This window comes from Luteitalea sp. TBR-22 (assembly GCF_016865485.1).
Classification (GTDB): Bacteria; Acidobacteriota; Vicinamibacteria; order Vicinamibacterales; family Vicinamibacteraceae; genus Luteitalea.
In genome coordinates, this window is record NZ_AP024452.1 from 6,348,240 (window position 1) to 6,369,227 (window position 20,988).

The window sequence follows — 20,988 nt, forward strand, 5'->3', positions numbered from 1 at the left end:
CACAGGGTGGGGCGGCGTGTCCCACGCCGCCGGTAGCCGTGACGTGGACGAACGGCGCGATGAGGACATCGCGCCCTCCCCGACTCTACCGCCGCGGCGGCTGCGTGCAGAGCGCCACGCCGTTGAACGTGTTGGCCAGCGCGCTCTCGGGACACAACTGCCCCCTGATCTCTCCGCCGGGGTTGGCCTGCGTGTGCACGTTGACGTAGGCCGCGCCGCTCGCGATCGCGAACGCCGCTTCCTCGAAGAACCGCACGCCGGCCTCTGGCCGCGCGACGAGCTCGCTCGCCCGCGCGCTTCCCTTCAACTGGAACGCCCCCGACTGGCCGACTGCCGCCACCGGGAAGTTGATGACGATCGGACCGTTCACGCCCGCCGTGCCCACGTGGATGTGCGAGCCGACGATGCCCGAGGGCAGGTTGAAGATGTTGACCTCGTAGTCGATGGTACCGGCGCCGCGGTCGACGGTGACCACGGCCTCGCCATGTGCACCGGCGCTCACGGCCGGCACTTCATTGCTTCCTCCCAGCATGGCGCGGACGGTGACACGGTTGGGGTTCTGGGCGAACGCGGCCGACGCCGCGCACAGGACCGCAGCGCACACGGCTGCGGCAAGGCGAACTCGTCCCTGCATGACATCTCCTCTGGGTTGGGCAGGGGCAGGATACCCCGATTCTCGACGGCCTTCGTATTCTGGGCCGGGGGCTTGGGCCTTGGGCCTTGGGCCTTGGGCCTTGGGCCTTGGGCCTTGGGCCTTGGGCCTTCGGCCTTCGGCCCCGAGCCCTGAGCCCTGAGCCCTGAGCCCTGAGCCGTAAAGGTCCACAGGACGAGCGCCGAGCTAAGCCGTCGCCGGCAGGCCCTTCTCGAGAATCCGCTCCATCGTGTCGGCGAACGTGTCCACCTCCTCGAGCGTGGTGTAGACGTTGGGCGTGACGCGGATGCCCTCGAACTCGGCGTGCTTGATGGGCGTGACGATGATGCGGTGCTGCGCGTAGAGGTGGGCGGCCAGGCGCGCCGAGTCGAGGCCTGGCGTGCCGAGGTTGCCGATGGCGCCGCCCTGCGCGGGGTCGAAGCTCGTGTGGATCTTCGCCTTCGGGTGCTCCGCCAGGCGCGTCATCCAGCGATTGCGCAGGTACTGCAGCCGGGCGATCTTGCGGTCGCCGCCGATCGTGTGGTGGTAGACGCGGGCCTCGGCGATGGCGTTGTGGTTCGCGGCCGGGTGCGTGCCCACTTCCTCGAACTTGCGGATGTCGGCGGCCTTGCTCGCGGCGGCCGGCGTGAGCGGCCAGAGGGCCGGGATGCGCTCCTTCCGCACGTAGAGGAACCCGGTGCCGATGGGCGCGAGCAGCCACTTGTGCAGGCTGGTGCCGTAGTAGTCGCAGCCGAGCTCGCTGATCCGGAAGGGGAAGTGGCCGAAGGCGTGCGCGCCGTCGACGATCGTCTGGACGCCGCGGCGGCGGGCCACCCGGCAGATGTCGGCCACCGGGAAGATCTGCCCGGTGAGGTTGGTGATGTGGCAGAAGTGGAGGACCTTGGTCTTCGGGGTCAGCGCGCGCTCGAGCCGCTGGGTGAGGTCGGCCATCGACGGGGGCGGCACGGGGAACGACACCTTGGTCAGCACGATGCCGTCGCGGCGGACGCGCTGCTCCCAGGTGTCGAGCATGCGGCCGTAGTCCTGGGTGGTCGTGACGACCTCGTCGCCCGGGGCGAGGTCGATGCCGAGCTGGGCGATCTGCAGCGCCTCGCTGGCGTTGCGGGTGATGGCGAGTTCCTCGGGATCGCAGCCGGCATCCCTGGCCAGGCCCATCCGCACGCGCTCGAGGTTGGTTTCCTGCTCCTGCCACATGTTGAACACGGGCGCCTGGTTGGCGTGGTCGAGGTAGCGCTTGAACGCTTCATGGACCACGCGGGGGCTCGGGCAGACGCCGCCGTTGTTCAGGTTGATGACCGTCCGGTCGAGTGTGAAGCCGAGCTGGATCTCACGCCAGAAATCTTCATCGGCGGCCAGATCGGCCGGCGTCCGCCCCCGAGCCTGGTCGGCGGCGTGCGCCATATGACTCAGGCCATCGGCGGTGAGGGCGGCAGCGACGACGGTGCCGGTGGTGCCAAGGCGGGCGAGAAACGCGCGGCGCGAGGTCATGAGGGTGACTCCTGCAGGGGTGCGCGGAGTCTAGCATGCCGCAGGAGTCTGCGTCGGCAGTGAACTTCTGTCTGCCTCGATGTTGACTACCAGACGTTGCAGGCTGTCGGGCTTGCGGCCTAAATGCAACAAAACAATGGATCAGGCCACTGGCGGCAGTGTGGCAACGAACCTGCTGTAGGTTAGGAGTACTCGCGTCGCCGCCTCGGGGGAGGCCTGGACGTGTCCGGACGGTCCGTCACGGCCAGGCGCGAGACGAGAGGACAAGGAATCCATGAAGAAGCTCCTGTTTGCTTTCACCGCGGTCGCTGCGTTCAGCGTCGCACCTGCCCACGCGGGCACCCTGTGCGTTCCGGGTCCGAACACCTCCGGTCTCTCAGTTTCCGACGTCACGCTCAACAGCATCAGCGCCAGCAACTGCTATGGCGTGGTGGCGGGCAACAACAGCAACCAGAACCTCAACACCGTCGACGGCGGCGTGCTGAAGTTCGGTGAGCCCGAGAACTGGGGCGCTGAAATCAAGGACGATCCTCCAGGAGCGCCGGGCGGCACGGGCTCGTTCTACGGCCTGAACTGGACGGTCACCTCGAGCGGGCCGACCAACTCGGGCACGTGGTCGCTCACGTTCTCGGACACCAACCCGTCGAAGCTGCCGTTCGCGGCCGACTTCCTCGTGGTGCTCAAGGGCGCCAACGAGTTCGCGGCGTACTTCTTCAACAACTTCGCGTTCACCTCGACGTCCAACAGCGGCACGTTCGACATCAACTACCTGAACTCGAACAACAACCGCACCTCGCCCGACCTGTCGCACCTGTCGGTGTACTTCCGCAACCCGACGGTGAGCAATGGCGGCACCAACGGCGGCAACGGTGGTGACCCGGGCAATGGCGGCACCAACGGCGGCAACGGCGGCGGCGTGCCCGAGCCGGCCACCCTGGCGCTCGTCGGCCTCGGCCTGCTCGGCGCCGGCGTGAGCCGTCGACGCAAGCAGTAGCCCCCCGGGCGAACGGCCTCACGGCCGTCCCTGGCAGTTCCGGACGCCGGCTCCCCTCGTGGGGGTCGGCGTCTTCTGCTTTCCGGGAGGAGCGGTGGGCCCAAATCGTGCGCCTTGCCACGGCTGAGCGAGGCTCGGATGGCTGATGTGCACCGCCAAGGCAGAATTACTCTCCCCTGACGCAGACTTCCAGGACTCGAGAAGCGGCATTCGCCGCCGATCGTGTGGGAAACTGCTCACAAACCGACTGGCATCCGCCTTGCCTCTGTGAGAGGCACACGGCGTCGGCCCCCAGACGATGCCCCCCTCTCGTCCTCCGTGGATGCAGACACATCCTCCGGGGATCGGGGTGGTCACGATCATGCGCTCGCGTTCCGTTGTCGTCCTCACCTTCATTGCGCTCGTCTCCCTGCCGGTCGCGACGTACGGCCAGCCGGTCTCGTCCGCTCCCGCCACGTGCGTGGCCGACTGCGAGCCGCCCGCCGTGCCGGAACCGGCGACACTCGTCCTGCTCGGTCTCGGTCTGTTCGGGGCGGGCATCGCGACTCGGCGCCGCCGGTCCTGAACTGCTGACCTGACCTGGTCGAGCCGCACCGACGGTCGGCCACGACGTCACTCCGAGGCGAGGACCCCTCCGCTTTCTGGCGACCTGCGCATGCAGGGCAGCGCCCGGCGCTCGATCCCGTTCGAGTGACCGGGCGCTTTTCCATGCGGTCCAATCGACTCCCGGTGTTGCATGTCGGTAGGCCGACGACGAAGTCATCCCTTGGGCTGCAAACTCTCGGAGACAAAGTCACCAAGTCTGATCAATGGATGACTTTTGGATCTGCGATGACGACTTGAGCCGCCACCACCCAAAGTGAAGGTGGCGTGGAATGCAGGGGATTTCGACGATCCCTGGCCGGACGGAATCTGGCACGGGATTCGCTCTATGGATGGGCATCAAGTTCCGGCGTCGGGCTCCCCAGCCTCGATGCCACGCTCGCAGGGAGTTCGGTACATGAAGCTGTTCGCTGGTCTTTCCGTCGCCGTCGTGATGCTCGCCGCCGCCACCGTTACGCAGGCCGCCCCGATTACCACGAAGTGCCCGGACACGACGGCCTCGAGCTCGGTGCGCGTGTTCACGGTCACGCTCGAGGGCAACACCGCCACGTGCCTGCTGTTCGGCGAGGGCAACCTCACGGGCAACCCCTCGAACGGCGACGACTTCCTCTCGAGCAACACGGACTACTTCCTGGTCGACAAGAGCGACAACACCGAGGGGTCGGTGGATGGGGCGCTCGGCGGCGGCCCGTTCACGGGCGCACTGACGGGTTCCTTCACGATCGACCCGGCCGCCTGGGTGGGCAACGACAGCCTCGCGTTCGCCATCAAGAGCGGCGGCACGCAGCAGACCAACGACTGGGCCGTGTTCGGTCTGCCCTGGGGGACGCTGAGCGGCCAGTGGGCCATCCTCGGGCCGAGGAACAACATCTCGCACGCGCTGCTCTACGGCCGTGAGGGCAACGTCACCAACGGCGGCGGCAATGGCGGGACCAACGGCGGTGGCAACGGTGGGGATCCGGGCAACGGCGGCACCAACGGTGGCAATGGCGGCGGCAACGGTGGCAACGTCCCCGAGCCGGCCTCGATGAGCCTGCTCGGCCTCGGCCTGGCTGGCGCCGCAGTGCTCCGCCGCCGCAAGTAGCACTGACGAATCATCCGCCGGCTCCCCCCGAGGCCGGCCCACGGCTCCCCAGCCGTAAGGAAGCCCCGGTCGTAGCCCAGCTACGTGCCGGGGTTTTCTGTTGGCAACGCCGAACGACGTCGAACGTCGACGGCCGGGCGGGGACCGGAGAACGGCCGCCCTACCGGATCGCCTCGATCAGCGCGAGTTTCTCGTTGCTGCCCAGCAGGGCGAGCACGTCGCCCTCGCGCAACACCTCGTCGGCCTGGGGGGAGACCACGGTCTCCTCCTTGCCGCCCACCTGTCGCTTGATCGCCACCAGCGTCAGGCCGTGCCGCGCCCGCAGGTCGATGCTGCGCAGCGTGTGCCCGATGAACGACGCCGGCACGCCGACCTCCACGAGGGAGAACTCCCTGGACAAGGAGATGTAGTCGAGCGCATTGGGGATGACGAGGCTGCGCGCGGTGCGCTCGGCCATCTCGCGTTCCGGGAAGATCACCCGCGACACGCCGAGCTTCTCGAGGATCCTGCCATGCAGCGGCGAGGCGGCCTTGGCGATGATCGTCTGCACGCCGAGGTCCTTCACCTGCATCACGATGAGCAGGCTGGCCTCGATGTTCTCCCCGATCGAGATGATCGCGACGTCGGCCTCGCCGACCCCCGCCTGGCGCAGTGCCCGGATGTCGGTGGCGTCGATCTGCAGCGCGTTGGTGGTGAGTTCGCCCATCTCGCGGACGCGGTCCTCGTCGTCGTCGACACCGATGACCTCCTGCCCGAGTGCGATGAGCGTCGACGCCACGGCCGAACCGAAGCGACCGAGGCCAATCACGGCGTAGAGACGTTTGGACATTCGGAATTGCAGAATTGCAGAATTGGAGAATTTCAGGAACTCGAGGAATTTCAGGAACTCAGGAACTTCAGCCCTCCTACCCTGATGGTGCACTTCTGCAATCCTGCGATTGCTTCGCTGCGCTGCCGTCGTCCCAATTTTGGTGAAATTCTGAACTCTCGAATTCTGCAATTCTGAAATCACCCAATGAGCACCTTGCCCTCCGGGTGGCGGACGCGTGACCGCTCGCTGCGCTGCGCGACGGCCATCAGGAGTGTCAGCGGCCCGAGTCGCCCGGCAAACATCATCGCCGCGATCAGCAGTTGTCCGGACCGCGAGAAGTGGCCGCTCAGGCTCAAGGGGCTGGCCCCCTCGCCGGTCGACATGCCGACGGTGCCGAAGGCCGACACGACCTCGAACAGCGTCGGGAGCAACTGGCGCCCTTCACGGGCGAGCAGCACCGCGGTGAGGGCGTTGACCGCCAGGAAGGCCATCAGGCAGACGAGGAACGCGCGCATGATCTGGTCGGGCGGGATCCGGCGCCGGAACACGAGCGCATCGCGCTCGCCGCGCGCCGTCGCCCAGAGCGCCGACAGCAACACGCCGACCGTGCTCACCTTGACGCCCCCCGCGGTGCTGCCCGGCGCGCCGCCGACGAACATCAGGATGATCATCACGAACAGCGCGCTCGGCTGGCACGCCCCGATCGCGATCGAGTTGAAGCCCGCCGTCCGCGTGACCGCCGACTGGAACCAGGCGGCCATCCAGGCCTGCCCGGCCGGCAGCGCGCCCAGGGTGAGCGGGTTGTCGCGTTCGGCGGCGTAGATCGCAATCGTCCCACCGACCAGCAGGATCGCGGTCATCGCCACGACCAGTTGCGAGTGCACCGACAGGCGCAGGTTGCGCCGCCTGATCGCTCCCAACTCGAGGATCGTGAAGAAGCCGAGGCCGCCGGCGATCACCAGCAACGACACGGTCAGCAACACCAGCGGTTGGGTGGTGGCGCCCACGAGGTTGTCGGAGAACAACGAGAAGCCGGCGTTGTTGAACGCCGACACGGCGTGGAACAGCCCCAGCCACGCGCCGCGCGCCAGCCCGTGCGAGGCCGACCACCAGGCGCCGAGAATCACGGCGCCGAGTCCCTCGAGCACCAGGGTGACACGGAACACCGACAGGGCGAACCGCACCACCTCACCGGACGAGAACGCGTTCAGGCCCTCGCTGAGGGTCTGTCGCTCCTGCAGCGTGATGCGCCGGCCGAGCGCCACGCCGACCAGCGTCGAGAAGGTCATGTACCCCAGCCCGCCGGCCTGGATCAGCAGCAGCACGACCACGTGACCGAATGTCGACATGTCCACCGGGGTGTCGAGCACGATGAGGCCCGTCACGCACACCGCCGAGGTGGCCGTGAACAGCGCCGACACCAGCGGCAACCGCGCGCCGGTGGCCGACGCCCATGGCAACGAGAGCAGGCAGGTGCCGGCGATCACGAGACCGGCAAAGCTGAGGACCAGCAGTTGCGGCGGCGTGAGCGCCCGCCGCCGCGGTGGCCCGACAGCAGGAACAGGCACGGGAAAGGATCTTACGCTCGGCGTGCCGAGGCCCTCGTCCCCGCCACCCTTGTCCCCCGTCCCTCGTCACCCTTGTCCCTCGTCCCTCGCCGCCCTTGTCTCTTGTCCCTCGTCGCCCTTGTCCCTCGTCGCTGTTCCCCTGTCCCTTGACCATGTCGTCGCGTGATAGGCTGTCGGCCGACGGCAGTCCCTGCTTTCCCTGACAGCGAGGTCCTCGTGTCCGAACACACGCGTTCACGCCCGGCCGGCGAGGAAATTTCCTCCTCCGCCACTGCGGAGGCGTCGGCGTCCGGTCCCAATTTCTCCCGCCGCACGTTCCTGAAGTCGGTGGGGGTCACGCCCGTGGTTGCCGCGGCGATTGCCCCGGAGGCGGCCGAAGCCCAGGGCGCGGCGATCGTCGGCCCCGACGCGGCGCCGCTGACGCTCACCATCAACGGCCAGAAGAAGACGGTCACCGTCGAACCGCGCACCACGCTGCTCGACGCCATGCGCCAGCAGCTCGATCTCACGGGCGCCAAGCGGGTGTGCGATCGCGGCTCGTGTGGCGCCTGCACGGTGATGATCGACAAGCGCACCGCCTATGCGTGCTCGGTGCTCGCCGTCGACGTCGAGGGCGCCGACATCCGCACCATCGAGGGGCTCACGCAGGGCACCGTGCTCCACCCGGTGCAGCAGGCGATCTTCGAGAAGGACGGCACCATGTGCGGCTTCTGCACGCCGGGCTTCGTGATGTCCACCGTCGCCCTGCTCGAGAAGACCCCGAACCCGACCGCCGCACAGGCGAAGAAGGCGCTCGACGGCAACATCTGCCGGTGCGGCACCTACGTCCGCCTGCTCGAGGCCGCGCTGTCGGTGAAGGGAGGCGCCCGTGGCTGACGAACCGAACGTCCCGATGGAGGAGATGGGCGGTCAGGTCGCCGAGGTCAACCTGCCGGCCAGCGCCAACCCGAACTCGCCCTACGCGTGGCCGAAGGAGCGGCGACTCCTGAGCACCCGCGTCAATCGCATCGACGGGCCGCTCAAGGTCTCCGGACGCGCGAAGTATTCCTACGACGTCAGGCGCCCCGGCCTGCTCTACGGCCGGATCCTGCGCTCGCCACACCCGCACGCCCGCATCGTGTCGATCGACCTGGCGCCGGCGCTCAAGATGCCCGGCGTGAAGGCCGCCATCAACATCGCCAAGCCGGGCGGCAAGGTCATGTACGTGGGTGACGAGGTCGCCGCGGTCGCCGCGGTCACCGAGGATCAGGCCCGCGACGCGGCGCGCGCGATCAAGGTCGAGTACGAGGTGCTGCCCTTCCTTGCGTCGGTGGAGCAGGCGATGCGCCCCGAGGCGCCCGTCGTGTTCGAGGGCGGCAACGTCAAGGCGTCGCAGACCGAGGAGGAAGGCAACCTGCAGGCCGGCTTCGCGGCCGCCGCGCACGTCGTCGAGCAGACCTACGCCACGCAGGTGCAGACGCATGTCTCGCTCGAGACGCACGGCTGCGTGTGCGAGTGGGAGGGCGACAAGCTGACCGCCTGGGTGAGCACGCAGGCGGTGCACGGCACGCGCGAGGGCTTTGCCACCAGCCTCGGCATCCCGCAGGCCAACGTGCGCGTGATCACCGAGCACATGGGCGGCGGCTTCGGCAGCAAGTTCGGCCCCGACGTCCAGGGAATCGCCTGTGCGCGCCTGGCCAAGGAGGCCAAGGCGCCGGTGCAGCTGATGCTGGACCGTCGCGAGGAGCACCTCGCGGCCGGCAACCGCCCCTCGGCCGTCGCGAAGATCAAGGCCGGGGTGTCGGCCGACGGCATGCTGACGGCCTTCGACGCGGAGAGCTGGGGCACCGGCGGCGCCGGCGCCTCGTCGGGCTTCCCGCTGCCCTACATCTACACGTTCCCGAACCGGCGGCGCGTCCACAAGGACGTCTACATCAACGCCGGCCAGCAGCGCGCGATGCGCGCGCCTGGCCACCCGCAGGGCTGCTTCATCACCGAGATGCTGATGGACGAGCTCGCGGACCGCGTGAAGATGGATCCGATCGAGTTCCGCATCCGCAACCTGCCGCCGCAGGCGCCCAACGCGATGTGGCGCGAGTACTTCAAGGTCGGCGCCGCGAAGTTCGGGTGGGACAAGCGCCATCCGACCGGTGATCCGACGCCTGGCCCGATCAAGCGCGGCATGGGCTGCGCGGCCAACCGGTGGGGCGGCGGCGGGCGCGGCACGCAGGCGCAGTGCGAGATCCTGCCCGACGGCGGCGTCGTCGTGCGCTGCGGCACGCAGGATCTCGGCGTCGGCACGCGCACGCTGATCGCGGTGATCGCAGCCGAGACGCTCGGCCTGCAGGTCAAGGACATCAAGGTCGAGATCGGCGACAGCAACTACCCGTTCAGCGGCGGCAGCGGCGGTTCGACGACGGCGCCGGCGGTGTCGCCGGCGATCCGGGTGACGGTGACCAAGGCGCTGCAGGAGCTCGGCACGCGCGTGCTCGGCGTGCCGGCCGATCAGGTGGCGGCCAGCGGCGGGCGGGTGCACGTCAAGGGCAACCCGTCGAAGGGCCTGGCGTGGGCCGAGGCGTGCAGGAAGCTGCAGACGACGCCGGTGTCGGTCAACGCGGGCTGGGAGCCGGGGCTGTCGGCCAGCGGCTCGAGCGGCGTGCAGTTCGCCGAGGTGTCGGTGGACATCGAGACGGGCGTCACGAAGGTCGAGCGCATCCTGTGCGTGCAGGACTGCGGGCTCATCGTCAACCAGCTCACCGCCGAGAGCCAGTGCATCGGCGGCATGATCATGGGCGTCGGCTACGCGCTGTACGAGGACCGCATCCTGGACCGGAACACCGCGATGCAGGTCAACCCGAACATGGAGTGGTACCTCGTGCCTGGCATGAGCGACATCCCGAAGATCGACATCATGCTGATGAACCAGCCGGAACGCGGCGTGATCGGCATCGGCGAGCCGCCGACGATCTCGACCGCCGCCGCCATCTCCAACGCCGTGGCCAACGCCATCGGCGTGCGCGTGCGGAGCATCCCGCTCACGCCGCAGAAGGTGCTCACCGCCCTCGAGGGCGAGCGCGCAGGAGGCACGCTGTGAAGCCGTTCGCTTACGTGAAGGCCGCAGACGAGAAGCAGGCGCTGGCGGCGCTCGGGCGCGAGCGCGGCAAGGTGCTGCCGCTGGCCGGCGGCATGGACCTGGTGTCGCTGCTGAAGGACCGCATCGCCACGCCCGACCGGGTGGTGAACGTGAAGGGCCTGGACGGCACCATCACGGCCACGCCGGACGGCGGCCTGCGCATCGGCGCGGCGGTGCGCCTGGTGGACCTGATCGCCCACGCCACGGTGTCGTCGCAGTACGCGGCGCTGGCCGAGGCCGCCAGCGAGACGGGCACGCCGCAGATCCGCAACCTCGGGACGGTGGGCGGCAACCTGATGCAGCGCCCGCGCTGCTGGTACTTCCGCAACGAGGAGTTCCCGTGCCTGAAGAAGGGCGGCGCGCGGTGCTACTCGGTGGACGGCGAGAACCAGTTCCACGCCATCCTCGGCGGCGGGCCGTGCCACATCGTGCACCCGTCGAGCCTCGCGGTGCCGCTGGTCGCCTTCGGCGCCAAGCTCCGCGTCGTCGGGCCGCGCGGCGAGAAGGAAGTGCTCGCCGAGGAGTTCTACGAGCTGCCCGAGCGCAACCTGTACGGCGAGACGGCGCTGCGGCCCGATGAACTGCTCACGCACGTCATCCTGCCGCCCGCGAAGGCGATGAAGAGCGCGACCTACGAGGTGCGCTTCAGGAGCTCGCACGACTGGCCGATCGCGTTTGCCAGCGTGGCGCTCGCCCTCGCCAACGGCACCGTGTCGGACGCGCGTGTCGTGCTCGGCGCAGTGGCGCCGATTCCCTGGCGCTCGCCGGAGGCCGAGGCAGCGCTGAAGGGACAGCCCGCCAACGAGGCGACGGCGATCAAGGCCGCCGAGGCGGCCCTGGCCGGCGCGACGCCCATGACCCAGAACGCATACAAGGTGCAGGTCGCCAGGACTGCCGTGAAGCGGGCGATCCTGCACGCGGCCGGCGTGTCGGCCTGAGAGGTGCACCGTGGCTGATCATCCCGCTCCCGCATCCCGACTCGTGACTCCCGAGGCGCATTGCGCGCACCTGCGCCACAAGGGCATGTACGTGCTCTCGACCCCCGATCCCGGCGAGCTCAAGCACGCCGGCAACTGGGACGCCACCGCCTACTGGTGCACGCAGACCCAGAAGGCCATGGGCCCCGACGGCAGTCCTGCCAATGCCGCCTGCTGCGTCAGCGGCAACGGCCGCGGCTGCTGCCACTGAGGGCAGGTAGGGCGCGGTGTCCCACCGCGCCGTCGGCTGCTGGTAGCCGATGCCCTTGGGCAACGGTCAGTAAACGCAAAAAGGCGCGCCCGAGGGCGCGCCTTTCATGTCTTCGCTGCGTGTCGCGGACCTAGCGACGCATGCGGCGACGAGCCACCACGCCCGCCAGGGCGAGGCCGAGCAAGGTCATCGACGCGGGCTCGGGCACGGCGATCTGGCCGCGAATCTCACCACCGCGGAACTGCGCCGTGTGGAAGTTGACGTAGGCACGACCCGCGAAGATGTTCGGGAGCTGCGCCGTGAGGTTCGTGTTGTTCCCCTCGAGCAGATCCCACTTGCCGGTAATCACCCCGCCGACCTTCCCGGCCGAAAAGGGGGACACCACGACGTCGTTCGGATTGTTGTCGTTGAACGGCGCCCCGAAGAAACCCCAGACGACGCCGTTGTTCAGCGGCGGCAGGTTGATGCCGGCGTGGATGTGCGCCGCCACCAGGTTGTCGTTGGTGTCGGCCGTCTGCGTGCCGGTGACGTCGATGTTGACGATTCTGGCCGACATGGTCAGGGACGTCATGGCGTCGTTCAGCACGAAGGTCGCGCGTCCGAAGGACGCCGGCCGCGGTCCACCGGTGCTGAGGGTCGGCACGACCGGCGGGTTCTCCTGGTCGTTGGTCAGGTTCGCGATCAGGAGCGTCGAGGCGTCGCTCGACGTGCCCATGACCAGCGTGCTGGCCGCCGCCAACACCAGTGCTCGCACCACTCGCATGGATCCTCCTCGCCGAACTGCATTTGAAACGTCACGCGTCATCGGGGTCGTCCTCGAACGGGCGGGCTTGGGCAGCCGCATCTGAACTGGGAACTGTTTTTGACGCCTCGAGCTGGTTGGAGGATTCGTAGGACAGACACCGGCCGGCGCGGACGCACCGGCGACGTGTAGCATCAGGGCATGGTCGGCGACGCAGGTCCGCGCGACGGGCGCCGCCCCGCCCATTCAATGATGAGGACGCGGCCGTGGCGGTGACGACCCGACAGCGCGCGTACGCCGCCTTTGCGGCAGTCTGCCTTTTCTGGGGTACGACCTATCTTGGAATCAAGGTCGCTCTCGAGACGGTGCCGCCATTCCTGCTCGGCGGCATGCGCTTCACGCTGGCCGGGTCGATCCTCGCCGTGGCGCTGCGGTTGCTGGGGCATTCCTGGCCGGATTGGCGCCGATGGCCGACCTTCCTCGCCATTGGCGTCGCGATGCTCGGCTTCGGCAACGGCGGCGTCGTGTGGGCCGAGCAGTTCATGGCCAGCGGGCTGGTCGCGGTGCTGGTCGCCTCCACCCCGTTCTGGATGGTCGGCATCGAGGCGCTCGCCGGCGGTGACCGACTCACCCGTCGGGTCGCCGGCGGGCTGCTGGTCGGATTTTCGGGCATCCTCCTGCTGGTCTGGCCGGACCTGGTGACCGCGCTGTCGACCACGAGCGGGCTCGCCTGGGTGGGTGGCCTGATCTCGACCCAGCTGGCCTGCATCGGCTGGTCGCTCGGCTCCACGCTGTCCAAGAAGCGGCTCCACGACCTCGACCCCCTGGTCGCCTCCGCCTTCCAGATGCTGGCTGGCGGGCTCGTGATGCTGGTGGTGGCAGCGGTGCTGGGCGAATACGGCCGGCTCTCGTGGACGCCGCGGACCGTGGCCGCCGTGGTCTACCTGTTCGTCGCCGGCAGCCTCATCGGGTTCGTCGCCTACACGTACGCGCTACGCCACCTGCCCATCTCGGTGGTCTCGCTGTACCCCTACGTCAACCCCATCGTCGCCGTGATCCTGGGCACGTGGCTGCTGCGGGAGCCGCTCGGCTGGCGGACGGTCGCTGCCATGACCGTCATCCTGGCCGGCAGCGCCATCGTGTCGGGCAGCCCGAAACGCGCCACGCACCTGGCCCATCCCGACGAGCCGGTCCCCGACGTCGACGAGGTTGAGCGCGACGAAACACGCGCGTAGAGTGGAAGGACAGGTGTACGGCTTACGGCTTATGGCTGACGTCACGAAGGCCCAAGGCCGATGGACGAAGGCCGATTGTGCGAACGCACAGCGACAGGGGCGTTCGCGAGAAGGCATTCCCATGTTCCGAGCAACGCTCACACTCACGACGATCCTCGCCGCCGCTCCCGCGTTGGCGGCCACCGAGGCCGCGGCGCCGGCCAGCGTGCCGACGGTGACCGGCACCTACGTCGAGGCGCGCACCGCCGAGGTGTTCGCCGGCGGCTGCATCATGAACAGCGAGGCCGAGACGATGGGCCGGCAGGCCGTGCTGGCCTGGCGCGTCGACCGTGGCGCCATCGGCGGGGTCACCCTCGACGGCCTCTCGGTGGTGGCCGCGCTCTCGGGGACGCACAACCTCGGCATGCGCGAGATGGGCGGCGAGTCGCCGACCCTGGTCAAGGCGCTGATGTACGTCGACGAGCGCGCCACCGACGCGCAGCGCGATGCGCTGGTCTCGATGGCACGCACCGCCATCGGCGACCTCGCGATCCGGGTGGTCGGCGTGCAGGCCGTGCCCATCGCTTTCGAGCGCACGCACCACGCCGCCGCCGTGCAGGCCGGCGAGGCTCGCCTCGACGTGGAGGCACACATCCACCACGATCCGTCGTGCGGCGCGATGCAGTGGTTCCACCCGCTCTCGCGCGGCGCGCAGGCCGAGGTGGGCCTGACGAAGAACCAGTCGTTCACCGGTCAGCAGCTCGGCACGCGTTGGCAGCAGCTCGACAAGCGCTCCGCCTTCGTCGGCACGTTCGCGTTCTGAGGGAATCGCCCCTCCGGATGGACCTGACCGACCGCGTCGTCCTGGTCACCGGCGGCACCCGCATGGGCGCGTCGCTCGGCGCCGCCCTCGGCGCCCGCGGCGCCCGCGTGGCGTTCTCCTGCGCCCGTTCGACGGACGCGATCGCGCACGCCGTCGACAGGACCATCGCCGCGGGCGGCCAGGCCGTCGCCATCGGCGCCGACCTGCGCGACCCCGCGGCCTGCGAGCAACTGGTGACCGAGGCGATCGCCTGGGGCGGTCGCCTCGACGTGCTGGTCGCCCTTGCGTCCACGTACGAGCGCGTGCCGATTGCCGAGGTGACCGACGACGCGTGGCGCGCGCACCTCGCCGTCGACCTCGACGCCACGTTCCATTGCGCGCGCGCGGCCGCGCTGCACATGCGGAGGCGCGGCGGCGGCGGGCACCTGCTGTTCTGCAGTGATTGGGTGGCGGCCAGCGGTCGTCCCCGCTACACCGGCTACGTCCCCTACTACGTCGCGAAAGCCGGCGTCGTCGCGCTCACCGAGGCGTTGGCGCTCGAGCTCGCCGGCGACGCCATCCAGGTCAACGCGATCGCTCCCGGCCCCATCCTGCCGGCCGTGGGCAGCAGCCCGGAGATGCAGGCGTCGGTGATCCGCGCTACGCCACTCGGGCACTGGGGTGGACCGGCGGCCCTCACCCACGCCGTGATGGGCCTGCTCGATCAGGACTGGGTGACCGGGCAGACCCTCCGCGTCGACGGCGGACGGCATCTCCACTAGGAATTGCAGAAGTTCAGCATTTCGGAATTGCAGCGATCAGGGCCAGCACGTTGAAGCGCCGACCCTGCCGGTGCAATTCCTGCAATTTCTGAAATTCCTGAAATTCAGGATTGCCCGCTACGCGCTCGGCAGCGCGTCGATGAACTCGGCCATCTTCTTGCGCGTCGCCTCATCGGGCAGCGTGCCGCGGCCGCCGGCGAGGTTGTCGGCCATGTTGGCCGCCTTGCTCGTGGCGGGGGTGACGCACGTGACGGCGGGGTGCGCGATCACGTACTTCAGGAAGAACTGCGCCCACGTCTTCGCGCCGAACTGCGCCGCGAAGTCGGGCACCGCGCGCTGGCCGACGCGCGTGAACAGGCGCGTGCGGCCGAACGGCACGTACACCAGCACGCCGATCTTGCGCTCCTGTGCCAGCGGCAGGATCGACTGCTCGACGTCGCGGTTGTCGATGGCGTAGTCGACGCCGATGAAGTCGAGCGGCTCGTTGCGCATCACCGTCTGCAGCTCGGCGTACTGCGACTTGTTGGTGCTCGTCACGCCGATGTAGCGCACCTTGCCGGCCTTCTTCATCTCCTTCAGGATGCCCAGCTGCGTCGGCACGTCGCCGAGGTTGTGCACCTGGATCAGGTCGATCTTCGGCTTCTTCAGCTTGCCGAACGACGCCTCGATCTGCGCCTTCGCGGCGGCCGGATCCGCCGTGCCGCTGCCTCGTCCCGCGACGTTGACCTTGGTGGCCCAGAACACCTTCTCGGTGATGCCGAGTTCCGCGGCAATCCGCCCGGCCACCTCTTCCGAAGCGCCGTAGCTCGGCGCGGTGTCGAACACCGTGCCGCCCTGATCGATGAGCGCTTTCAGGACATCGCGCAGCGCGGTCACGTCCTCGCTGCGGGCGACCTGCGAGAAGGTCGCCGAGCTGCCGAGCCCCACCACCGGCAGCTTCTCCCCCGATGAGGGGATGGCGCGGGTGATGAGCGGCTGCTGGGCGAGCAGTCGGATCGGATCGAAAGCCAGGGCGGCACCAGCCCCGGCGGTCAGGGTCAGCCAGTCACGGCGGGTCAGCATGCTTGGAGTCCTCCAGGCAGATCCGACGACGCCGCGGTGCCAAACGTTGCGCGCCGGATTGCGAGGTAGGGCGGCGTGTCCCACGTTCCACAGAGGTAGGGCGGGGTGTCCCACCCCGCCGTTGGTCTCGTTGGACGAACGGCGCGGTCGGCCACCTTCGCGCGGCGCGCTTCGGTGCCCAGGGAGACTCGCGCCCTACCTGGGTGGTGCAGGGCCCAGCGCGCCCTACCCGCATGGTGTCAGCGCTTGACGCCGTCGTACACCGTCGTCGAGGTCGACGTCGCGTCGATGGTGCCGTTTGCATCATCGTCGCGATCGGAGACCTCCAGAATCAGCTGTCCGCGCGTGTTGTACGAGTTGGCCACTGTCTGGCGAAACACCGGCACCCTGTCGATTTCAACCGTCACGTCGGTCGAGAGCAGGCGGCTATCGGCGTCGTACGTGTACCGGGTCAGCTGGCGCACCAGTGTGCCGCCGGTCTGGTCATCGGTCACTTCCTCGACCTTGTTGCCTGCCTGGTCGTAGCTGATGCGCCTGGTGGAGGCCGAATCGACGACACCATCGATGGCGCCGCCGGCCGCCGTCGCCTGGTCGATCTCGGTGCGGATCTGCACGAGTTCCCCTCCCGGGCCGTACAACTGGCTGGTGCTCACGCGAAGGCTCAAGGCGCCGTCGGCGTTGTCGTCGGACTCCAACAGGCTGGAGACGAGGCGACCTGCCTCGTCGTAGGTGTACGACTGCTGCTCCACGAGCTCGACGCTGCCGTTCGCACCGAGGTCCACCTGGACGCTCCGCTCCAGCACGGCGCCCGCGCCGTCGTACATCCACGCGATCGTCGTGCGATTGTCGGCGACGTTGTCCACCGGGCTGTCGCCTTCGCTGACCTCCGAGACGCGTCGGCCGGCGCTGTCGTAGGCCGAAGTCACCTTGAAGACCGACTCGATCGACCCATCAGCCCCCTGGTCCTGGCTGTTGACCGACACCAGCACGTTCCCCTGCCCGTCGTTGGCATACGTGGTGGAGGAGCGCAGGTCGAGCACGCCGTCGCCGTTGCCGTCGGCCTCGACCAGGTTGCGCACCAGGTAGCCGTTGCTGTCGTACGTCGAGGTCGTCGTCGTGACCCACGACGCGCCACCGCTCTCCTGCGAGGCGACCTCCTGCGTCAGGCGGCCCGCCTTGTCGTACTGATAGGTGATGACGCGCGTCGCGTCGATGACGCCATCGGCGTCGTTGTCGGCCTCGAGCGTATCGCGCACGAGCCGATTCTTCGTGTCGTAACCCTTGCTGAAGATGCCACGACGGTCGGTGGCACCGTCGTTGTTGGTGTCGTCTTCGGTCGTGGTGACTACCGTCCGCTTCGGAGCGGTGGGCTTGGCGGCGAGGACAGGGACGGCAGAACACGAGAGGAGCGCCACGCCGAGCAGGGCGGCGCCGGCAGTGGCGGCGTATTGACGATGCATTGAGGGGACCTCGGAAAGTGGGCCGTGGACGGTTGGGCTTACATGAGCCAGAACCGTGCCAGTGCCGACTGGCGGGAACGCGCATCACTTTCGTTGGCGTGGTCGCACTTGTGCCGACTTCAGACGACTAATGTCTGCCGCATTCCCCAGAGGTAGGGCGCGATGTCCCCATCGCGCCGTTGGTCTGATGAGACTAACGGCGGGGTGGGACACCCCGCCCTACCTGGGTGGTGAGGGCACATCGCGCCCTACCTCCATGCCCTACCGGTGCGCTTCGTCAAGGATCCGGTGCAGCACCGCGTCGGTGCCGGTCAAAGGGAGGTTGCTGATGTAGAAGTGCTTCACGCCCGCGGCCTTGAGGGTCCGGATGGTGCGTGCGCACACGGTCTCCGGCGAGGCGCCGGCCCCGAACTCCTCGACGAGCGCGTCCACCGGCACGGGCATGAACCCGGCCAGCATGTCGAGCGTGCGCCGCCGGGCGCTGCGGTAGTAGAAGACGCCGAACACGCCGGGCAGCGTGACGCCGCGCCGCGCCGCCTCCGACAGGAACGCCTCCACCGCGCCGGCCTGGTGGTGGGTGGCGACCTGGGTGAGGAAGTACTCGCCGGTGAAGTCGTCATCCTGCAGGTACGACACCTGCCGCGCCGGATCGCCGTGCGGGTTGGCCCAGCCGCCGAGCACCAGCGACGGCTGCCGATGACGGATCGCCGCCCGCAGTTCCCACGCGTGCTCGACGCAGCGCGGCGTGCCGATCGTCTTGTCGCCGCCGAGCACCACCAGCGACGGGAAGCCGTGCATCTGCGCCCGGTCGGCGTACGACAGGCAGTACTCCAGGGAGTGCTTGGAGGTGAGGAACGGCACCACGTGGTCGCGCGGCACGTCGTCGCCGAGGTTCAGCACGAGGTGGCGCAGGTTGTCCTCTTCCTGCGCGCCGACGGCGCTGTCGGTGAGGCACACGTGGTGCCCGTGGCGCACGAGGCGCCGCACGGCGTGGTAGGTGTCGATCCACGCGTCGATGCCCGCCGCGGCGCTGAGTTCGGCGCGCGGCGGACGGAGTTCGACGCTGTAGACGGAGTCGGGCCCGGCGAGGGCCTCTGCAAAGGCAGGCAAGCGGCGCTATTCGACCTTCTGGCGCTTCACGGTGTATCCGGCAGGCACGGCGAATACCGCGTCGTCGATCGGCTCGTCGGAGATGCTGGTGACGGTGGTGTTCATCTCGCCACCGCCCATCTTGGCGAACACGCCGGCCATCGGGCCATCGCCCGACAGCTTGATCACCTGCATGGACTCGAGCGGCACGCCCTTCTCCGCCATCGTCTTGTACAGGGTCATCATGCCCTTGGCGTTGCCCGGCTGCGCCCGGGCCGCCCGCGGATCGCCGAAGAAGAAGCCCTTCTCGGCGGCGTTGAGGTAGAAGGCCGCGTAGTCCTTCGCGCCGGGCGCCTCGGTGGACAGGAAGGCCGGCCCCGAGATGTTGACCGTCATGGTCATGCCCTGGGCCATCGAGGACTGCACCGACACGTCGAGGTCGTGGCCCACCGCCGGGTAACCGGCCACGGTCTTGGTCTGGCCGTTGGGCTTCATCGACACCTTGACGCCGTCGGCGGCCACTCCGGCGGCCTGGAGCGTCCTGGCCATCTCGGCCACGTTCCAGATCTCGGCTTCCTTCTTCTTGTGGTTGATGCTGATGAGCTCGCCGGCGTCCACGTCCATGATCGTGGAGAGCTCGTTGCCCCCCAACGCCTGGTCGGTCCGCATCCGGTTGCCCTTGATGTAGGTGACCGTCTGGCCCGAAGGCGTCCGGCCCATCATCTTGCCGGACATCGTCGCCACCATCTTCACGTCGGCCGATGCGGCCGACGCCCACGTCATCACGCCAAGTGCCACTGCTGCTGTACGAAGACGCATCTTGCTCACCTCTCCAGCCGGACGACGTGGGGAGTCGATCCGGTGCTCGGGCCCGTCGGTCCCGTGGCGCTGACCCTCGAAGTATAGAATACGGGGCTGTTTCCGCCCGGACTGCCATTTCCCATGAGCGCACTCACCTTTCTCGGGGCCGCCCAGACGGTCACCGGCTCCCGCCACCTGCTCCGCACCAGCGCGGGACATCGCGTGCTGGTGGACTGCGGCATGTTCCAGGGCCTCAAGGCCCTGCGCGAACGCAACTGGCAGGGCCTCGGCGTGGCGACCTCCGAGATCGACGCGGTGCTGCTGACGCACGCGCATCTCGATCACGTCGGCTGGCTGCCCCGCCTGGTCGCCTCCGGCTACCGCGGGCGCGTCTACTGCACCCCCGGCACGCGCGACCTCTGCACCCTCGTGCTGCCCGATGCCGGCCGCATCCAGGAAGAGGACGCGCGGCAGGCAAACAAGCACGGATACTCCCGGCACGCCCCCGCCAAGCCGCTGTTCACCGAAGACGACGCGCGCCGCGCCCTCACGCTGCTGCAGCCGGTGTCGTACGGCGTGCCGCTGCAGGTGGTGCCCGGCCTGACCGCGGAGTTCATCCGCGCTGGCCACCTGCTCGGGTCGTCGTTCATCCGCGTCACGCAGGACGATGCGCCGCAGACGATCCTCTTCGGTGGCGACCTGGGGCGCTACGGTCGTCCCGTGCTCCCCGACCCCGAGCCGGTCGAGTACGCCGACGTCCTGCTCGTCGAATCCACCTACGGCAACCGCACCCACGGCCCCGACGACGACGGCGCGTCGCTGGCCGAGGTGATCGTGAAGACGCACGAGCGGGGCGGACGGTTGGTGATCCCCTCGTTCGCCATCGGGCGCGTCGAGGAACTCCTGTACTGGCTCCAGCGTCTCGAGAAGGAAGCGCGCATCCCCTCGATGCCCACCTACGTGGACAGCCCGATGGCCGCCGAGGCGCTGCAGTTCTACAGCTCGAGGCCCGACGAACTCGATCCCGACATGCGGCCGGTGCACCGCGGACCGATGTTCGACACGCGCCGCCTCCACGTGATCAAGGACACCGAGGAGTCCAAGGCCCTCACCAACTCGTCGGGGCCGGCGCTGATCATCTCGTCGAGCGGCATGGCGACCGGCGGCCGGGTGCTGCACCACCTCAAGCGCCTGCTGCCCGATCCGAAGAACACCGTCCTGTTCGTCGGCTACCAGGCGGCCGGCACGCGCGGGCGCTTGCTGGTGGACGGCGCCCGGACCGTGAAGATCCACGGCGAGGTGATCCCCGTCGCGGCGCAGGTGGTGCGCAACGACCAGATGTCGGCGCACGCCGACCGCGACGAGATCCTGCGGTGGCTGCGCGGCTTCAAGCGCCCGCCCGCCCGCACCTTCCTCGTGCACGGCGAGCCCGAGGCGATGGGCGCGCTGGCCGCGTCGATCACGGAGACGCTCGGCTGGAACGTGCACCAGCCGCAGCACCGCGAACACGTCGAACTCGGGTAGGGCGCGGTGTCG

Annotated in this window: 20 protein-coding genes; 11 read left to right on the plus strand and 9 right to left on the minus strand. The window is 68.8% G+C overall.

Translation table 11 applies throughout. The features are described 5' to 3' along the window. Positions 1-85: 85 nt before the first annotated feature. Together TBR22_RS26150 and TBR22_RS26155 are read right to left on the minus strand one after the other, a co-directional pair. A complete protein-coding gene (locus TBR22_RS26150; protein ID WP_239490792.1) occupies positions 86-634 on the minus strand; it encodes a CHRD domain-containing protein in 549 nt (182 codons plus the stop codon). Positions 635-838: 204 nt separating this feature from the next. Then, on the minus strand, positions 839-2,140 hold the full coding sequence (locus TBR22_RS26155) for an aminotransferase class V-fold PLP-dependent enzyme (RefSeq protein ID WP_239490793.1): 1,302 nt from the start codon (positions 2,138-2,140) through the stop codon (positions 839-841). A gap of 274 nt (positions 2,141-2,414) precedes the next feature. Here TBR22_RS26155 and TBR22_RS26160 point away from each other — a divergent pair, with 274 nt between their 5' ends. From TBR22_RS26160 to TBR22_RS26170, 3 genes are all read left to right on the plus strand, one after another. Then, on the plus strand, positions 2,415-3,134 hold the full coding sequence (locus TBR22_RS26160; RefSeq protein ID WP_239490794.1) for a PEP-CTERM sorting domain-containing protein: 720 nt from the start codon (positions 2,415-2,417) through the stop codon (positions 3,132-3,134). A 322-nt stretch (positions 3,135-3,456) separates the two neighbouring features. Continuing rightward, positions 3,457-3,699 (plus strand): PEP-CTERM sorting domain-containing protein, encoded by a 243-nt coding sequence (locus TBR22_RS26165; protein ID WP_239490795.1) that lies wholly within the window; start codon positions 3,457-3,459, stop codon positions 3,697-3,699. A gap of 435 nt (positions 3,700-4,134) precedes the next feature. Next, a complete protein-coding gene (locus TBR22_RS26170; protein WP_239490796.1) occupies positions 4,135-4,821 on the plus strand; it encodes a PEP-CTERM sorting domain-containing protein in 687 nt (228 codons plus the stop codon). Positions 4,822-4,981: 160 nt separating this feature from the next. Here the strand turns inward: TBR22_RS26170 and TBR22_RS26175 are convergent, their stop codons facing one another. Together TBR22_RS26175 and TBR22_RS26180 are read right to left on the minus strand one after the other, a co-directional pair. Further along, positions 4,982-5,650 (minus strand): TrkA family potassium uptake protein, encoded by a 669-nt coding sequence (locus TBR22_RS26175; RefSeq protein WP_239490797.1) that lies wholly within the window; start codon positions 5,648-5,650, stop codon positions 4,982-4,984. A gap of 179 nt (positions 5,651-5,829) precedes the next feature. Beyond that, a complete protein-coding gene (locus TBR22_RS26180; protein ID WP_239490798.1) occupies positions 5,830-7,200 on the minus strand; it encodes a TrkH family potassium uptake protein in 1,371 nt (456 codons plus the stop codon). A 216-nt stretch (positions 7,201-7,416) separates the two neighbouring features. Here TBR22_RS26180 and TBR22_RS26185 point away from each other — a divergent pair, with 216 nt between their 5' ends. From TBR22_RS26185 to TBR22_RS26200, 4 genes are read left to right on the plus strand one after another with little or no spacing between them, the layout of a single operon-like run. After that, complete coding sequence (locus TBR22_RS26185) at positions 7,417-8,076, plus strand: (2Fe-2S)-binding protein (protein WP_239490799.1); 660 nt, start codon at positions 7,417-7,419, stop codon at positions 8,074-8,076. After that, entirely contained in the window at positions 8,069-10,273 is a 2,205-nt protein-coding gene (locus tag TBR22_RS26190; protein WP_239490800.1) for a xanthine dehydrogenase family protein molybdopterin-binding subunit, read from the plus strand. Before TBR22_RS26185 ends, TBR22_RS26190 begins: the two co-directional genes overlap by 8 nt. Continuing rightward, complete coding sequence (locus TBR22_RS26195) at positions 10,270-11,250, plus strand: xanthine dehydrogenase family protein subunit M (RefSeq protein ID WP_239490801.1); 981 nt, start codon at positions 10,270-10,272, stop codon at positions 11,248-11,250. The genes TBR22_RS26190 and TBR22_RS26195 overlap by 4 nt, the downstream gene beginning before the upstream one ends. A 10-nt stretch (positions 11,251-11,260) precedes the next feature. After that, the gene (locus tag TBR22_RS26200; RefSeq protein ID WP_239490802.1) at positions 11,261-11,500 is read left to right on the plus strand and encodes a hypothetical protein; all 240 of its coding nucleotides are present in this window, start codon (positions 11,261-11,263) and stop codon (positions 11,498-11,500) included. Between the two features lie 130 nt (positions 11,501-11,630). Here TBR22_RS26200 and TBR22_RS26205 read toward each other — a convergent pair whose 3' ends face one another. Next, the gene (locus TBR22_RS26205; RefSeq protein ID WP_239490803.1) at positions 11,631-12,263 is read right to left on the minus strand and encodes a CHRD domain-containing protein; all 633 of its coding nucleotides are present in this window, start codon (positions 12,261-12,263) and stop codon (positions 11,631-11,633) included. Positions 12,264-12,508: 245 nt separating this feature from the next. Here TBR22_RS26205 and TBR22_RS26210 point away from each other — a divergent pair, with 245 nt between their 5' ends. The 3 genes from TBR22_RS26210 (at position 12,509) to TBR22_RS26220 (ending at position 15,040) form a co-directional block, all read left to right on the plus strand. Next, on the plus strand, positions 12,509-13,477 hold the full coding sequence (locus tag TBR22_RS26210; RefSeq protein WP_239490804.1) for an EamA family transporter: 969 nt from the start codon (positions 12,509-12,511) through the stop codon (positions 13,475-13,477). A 121-nt stretch (positions 13,478-13,598) separates the two neighbouring features. Then, positions 13,599-14,279, plus strand: a complete 681-nt coding sequence (locus TBR22_RS26215; RefSeq protein ID WP_239490805.1) for a DUF1326 domain-containing protein — start codon at positions 13,599-13,601, stop codon at positions 14,277-14,279. A gap of 17 nt (positions 14,280-14,296) precedes the next feature. Next, entirely contained in the window at positions 14,297-15,040 is a 744-nt protein-coding gene (locus TBR22_RS26220) for an SDR family NAD(P)-dependent oxidoreductase (protein ID WP_239490806.1), read from the plus strand. Positions 15,041-15,157: 117 nt separating this feature from the next. Here the strand turns inward: TBR22_RS26220 and TBR22_RS26225 are convergent, their stop codons facing one another. From TBR22_RS26225 to TBR22_RS26240, 4 genes are all read right to left on the minus strand, one after another. Further along, the gene (locus TBR22_RS26225; RefSeq protein WP_239490807.1) at positions 15,158-16,102 is read right to left on the minus strand and encodes an aldo/keto reductase; all 945 of its coding nucleotides are present in this window, start codon (positions 16,100-16,102) and stop codon (positions 15,158-15,160) included. Between the two features lie 239 nt (positions 16,103-16,341). Then, positions 16,342-17,562, minus strand: a complete 1,221-nt coding sequence (locus TBR22_RS26230; RefSeq protein WP_239490808.1) for a hypothetical protein — start codon at positions 17,560-17,562, stop codon at positions 16,342-16,344. A gap of 261 nt (positions 17,563-17,823) precedes the next feature. Beyond that, positions 17,824-18,672: a hypothetical protein gene (locus tag TBR22_RS26235; RefSeq protein WP_239490809.1), complete on the minus strand. Its 849-nt coding sequence runs from the start codon at positions 18,670-18,672 to the stop codon at positions 17,824-17,826. Positions 18,673-18,678: 6 nt separating this feature from the next. Next, positions 18,679-19,470 carry a hypothetical protein gene (locus TBR22_RS26240; protein WP_239490810.1) on the minus strand — a complete coding sequence of 264 codons (792 nt, stop codon included), beginning with the start codon at positions 19,468-19,470 and terminating at the stop codon, positions 18,679-18,681. A gap of 123 nt (positions 19,471-19,593) precedes the next feature. Here TBR22_RS26240 and TBR22_RS26245 point away from each other — a divergent pair, with 123 nt between their 5' ends. Then, a complete protein-coding gene (locus tag TBR22_RS26245; protein WP_239490811.1) occupies positions 19,594-20,976 on the plus strand; it encodes an MBL fold metallo-hydrolase RNA specificity domain-containing protein in 1,383 nt (460 codons plus the stop codon). The last annotated feature ends 12 nt before the right edge of the window (positions 20,977-20,988 follow it).

Excerpts from the sequence above, each read along its gene's own strand:
- TBR22_RS26150 (WP_239490792.1), bottom strand. The coding sequence starts at position 634 with ATGCAGGGACGAGTTCGCCTTGCCGCAGCCGTGTGCGCTGCGGTCCTG.
- TBR22_RS26155 (WP_239490793.1), bottom strand. The coding sequence starts at position 2,140 with ATGACCTCGCGCCGCGCGTTTCTCGCCCGCCTTGGCACCACCGGCACC.
- TBR22_RS26160 (WP_239490794.1), top strand. The coding sequence starts at position 2,415 with ATGAAGAAGCTCCTGTTTGCTTTCACCGCGGTCGCTGCGTTCAGCGTC.
- TBR22_RS26165 (WP_239490795.1), top strand. The coding sequence starts at position 3,457 with ATGCAGACACATCCTCCGGGGATCGGGGTGGTCACGATCATGCGCTCG.
- TBR22_RS26170 (WP_239490796.1), top strand. The coding sequence starts at position 4,135 with ATGAAGCTGTTCGCTGGTCTTTCCGTCGCCGTCGTGATGCTCGCCGCC.
- TBR22_RS26175 (WP_239490797.1), bottom strand. The coding sequence starts at position 5,650 with ATGTCCAAACGTCTCTACGCCGTGATTGGCCTCGGTCGCTTCGGTTCG.
- TBR22_RS26205 (WP_239490803.1), bottom strand. The coding sequence starts at position 12,263 with ATGCGAGTGGTGCGAGCACTGGTGTTGGCGGCGGCCAGCACGCTGGTC.
- TBR22_RS26215 (WP_239490805.1), top strand. The coding sequence starts at position 13,599 with ATGTTCCGAGCAACGCTCACACTCACGACGATCCTCGCCGCCGCTCCC.
- TBR22_RS26220 (WP_239490806.1), top strand. The coding sequence starts at position 14,297 with ATGGACCTGACCGACCGCGTCGTCCTGGTCACCGGCGGCACCCGCATG.
- TBR22_RS26225 (WP_239490807.1), bottom strand. The coding sequence starts at position 16,102 with ATGCTGACCCGCCGTGACTGGCTGACCCTGACCGCCGGGGCTGGTGCC.
- TBR22_RS26230 (WP_239490808.1), bottom strand. The coding sequence starts at position 17,562 with ATGCATCGTCAATACGCCGCCACTGCCGGCGCCGCCCTGCTCGGCGTG.
- TBR22_RS26240 (WP_239490810.1), bottom strand. The coding sequence starts at position 19,470 with ATGCGTCTTCGTACAGCAGCAGTGGCACTTGGCGTGATGACGTGGGCG.
- TBR22_RS26245 (WP_239490811.1), top strand. The coding sequence starts at position 19,594 with ATGAGCGCACTCACCTTTCTCGGGGCCGCCCAGACGGTCACCGGCTCC.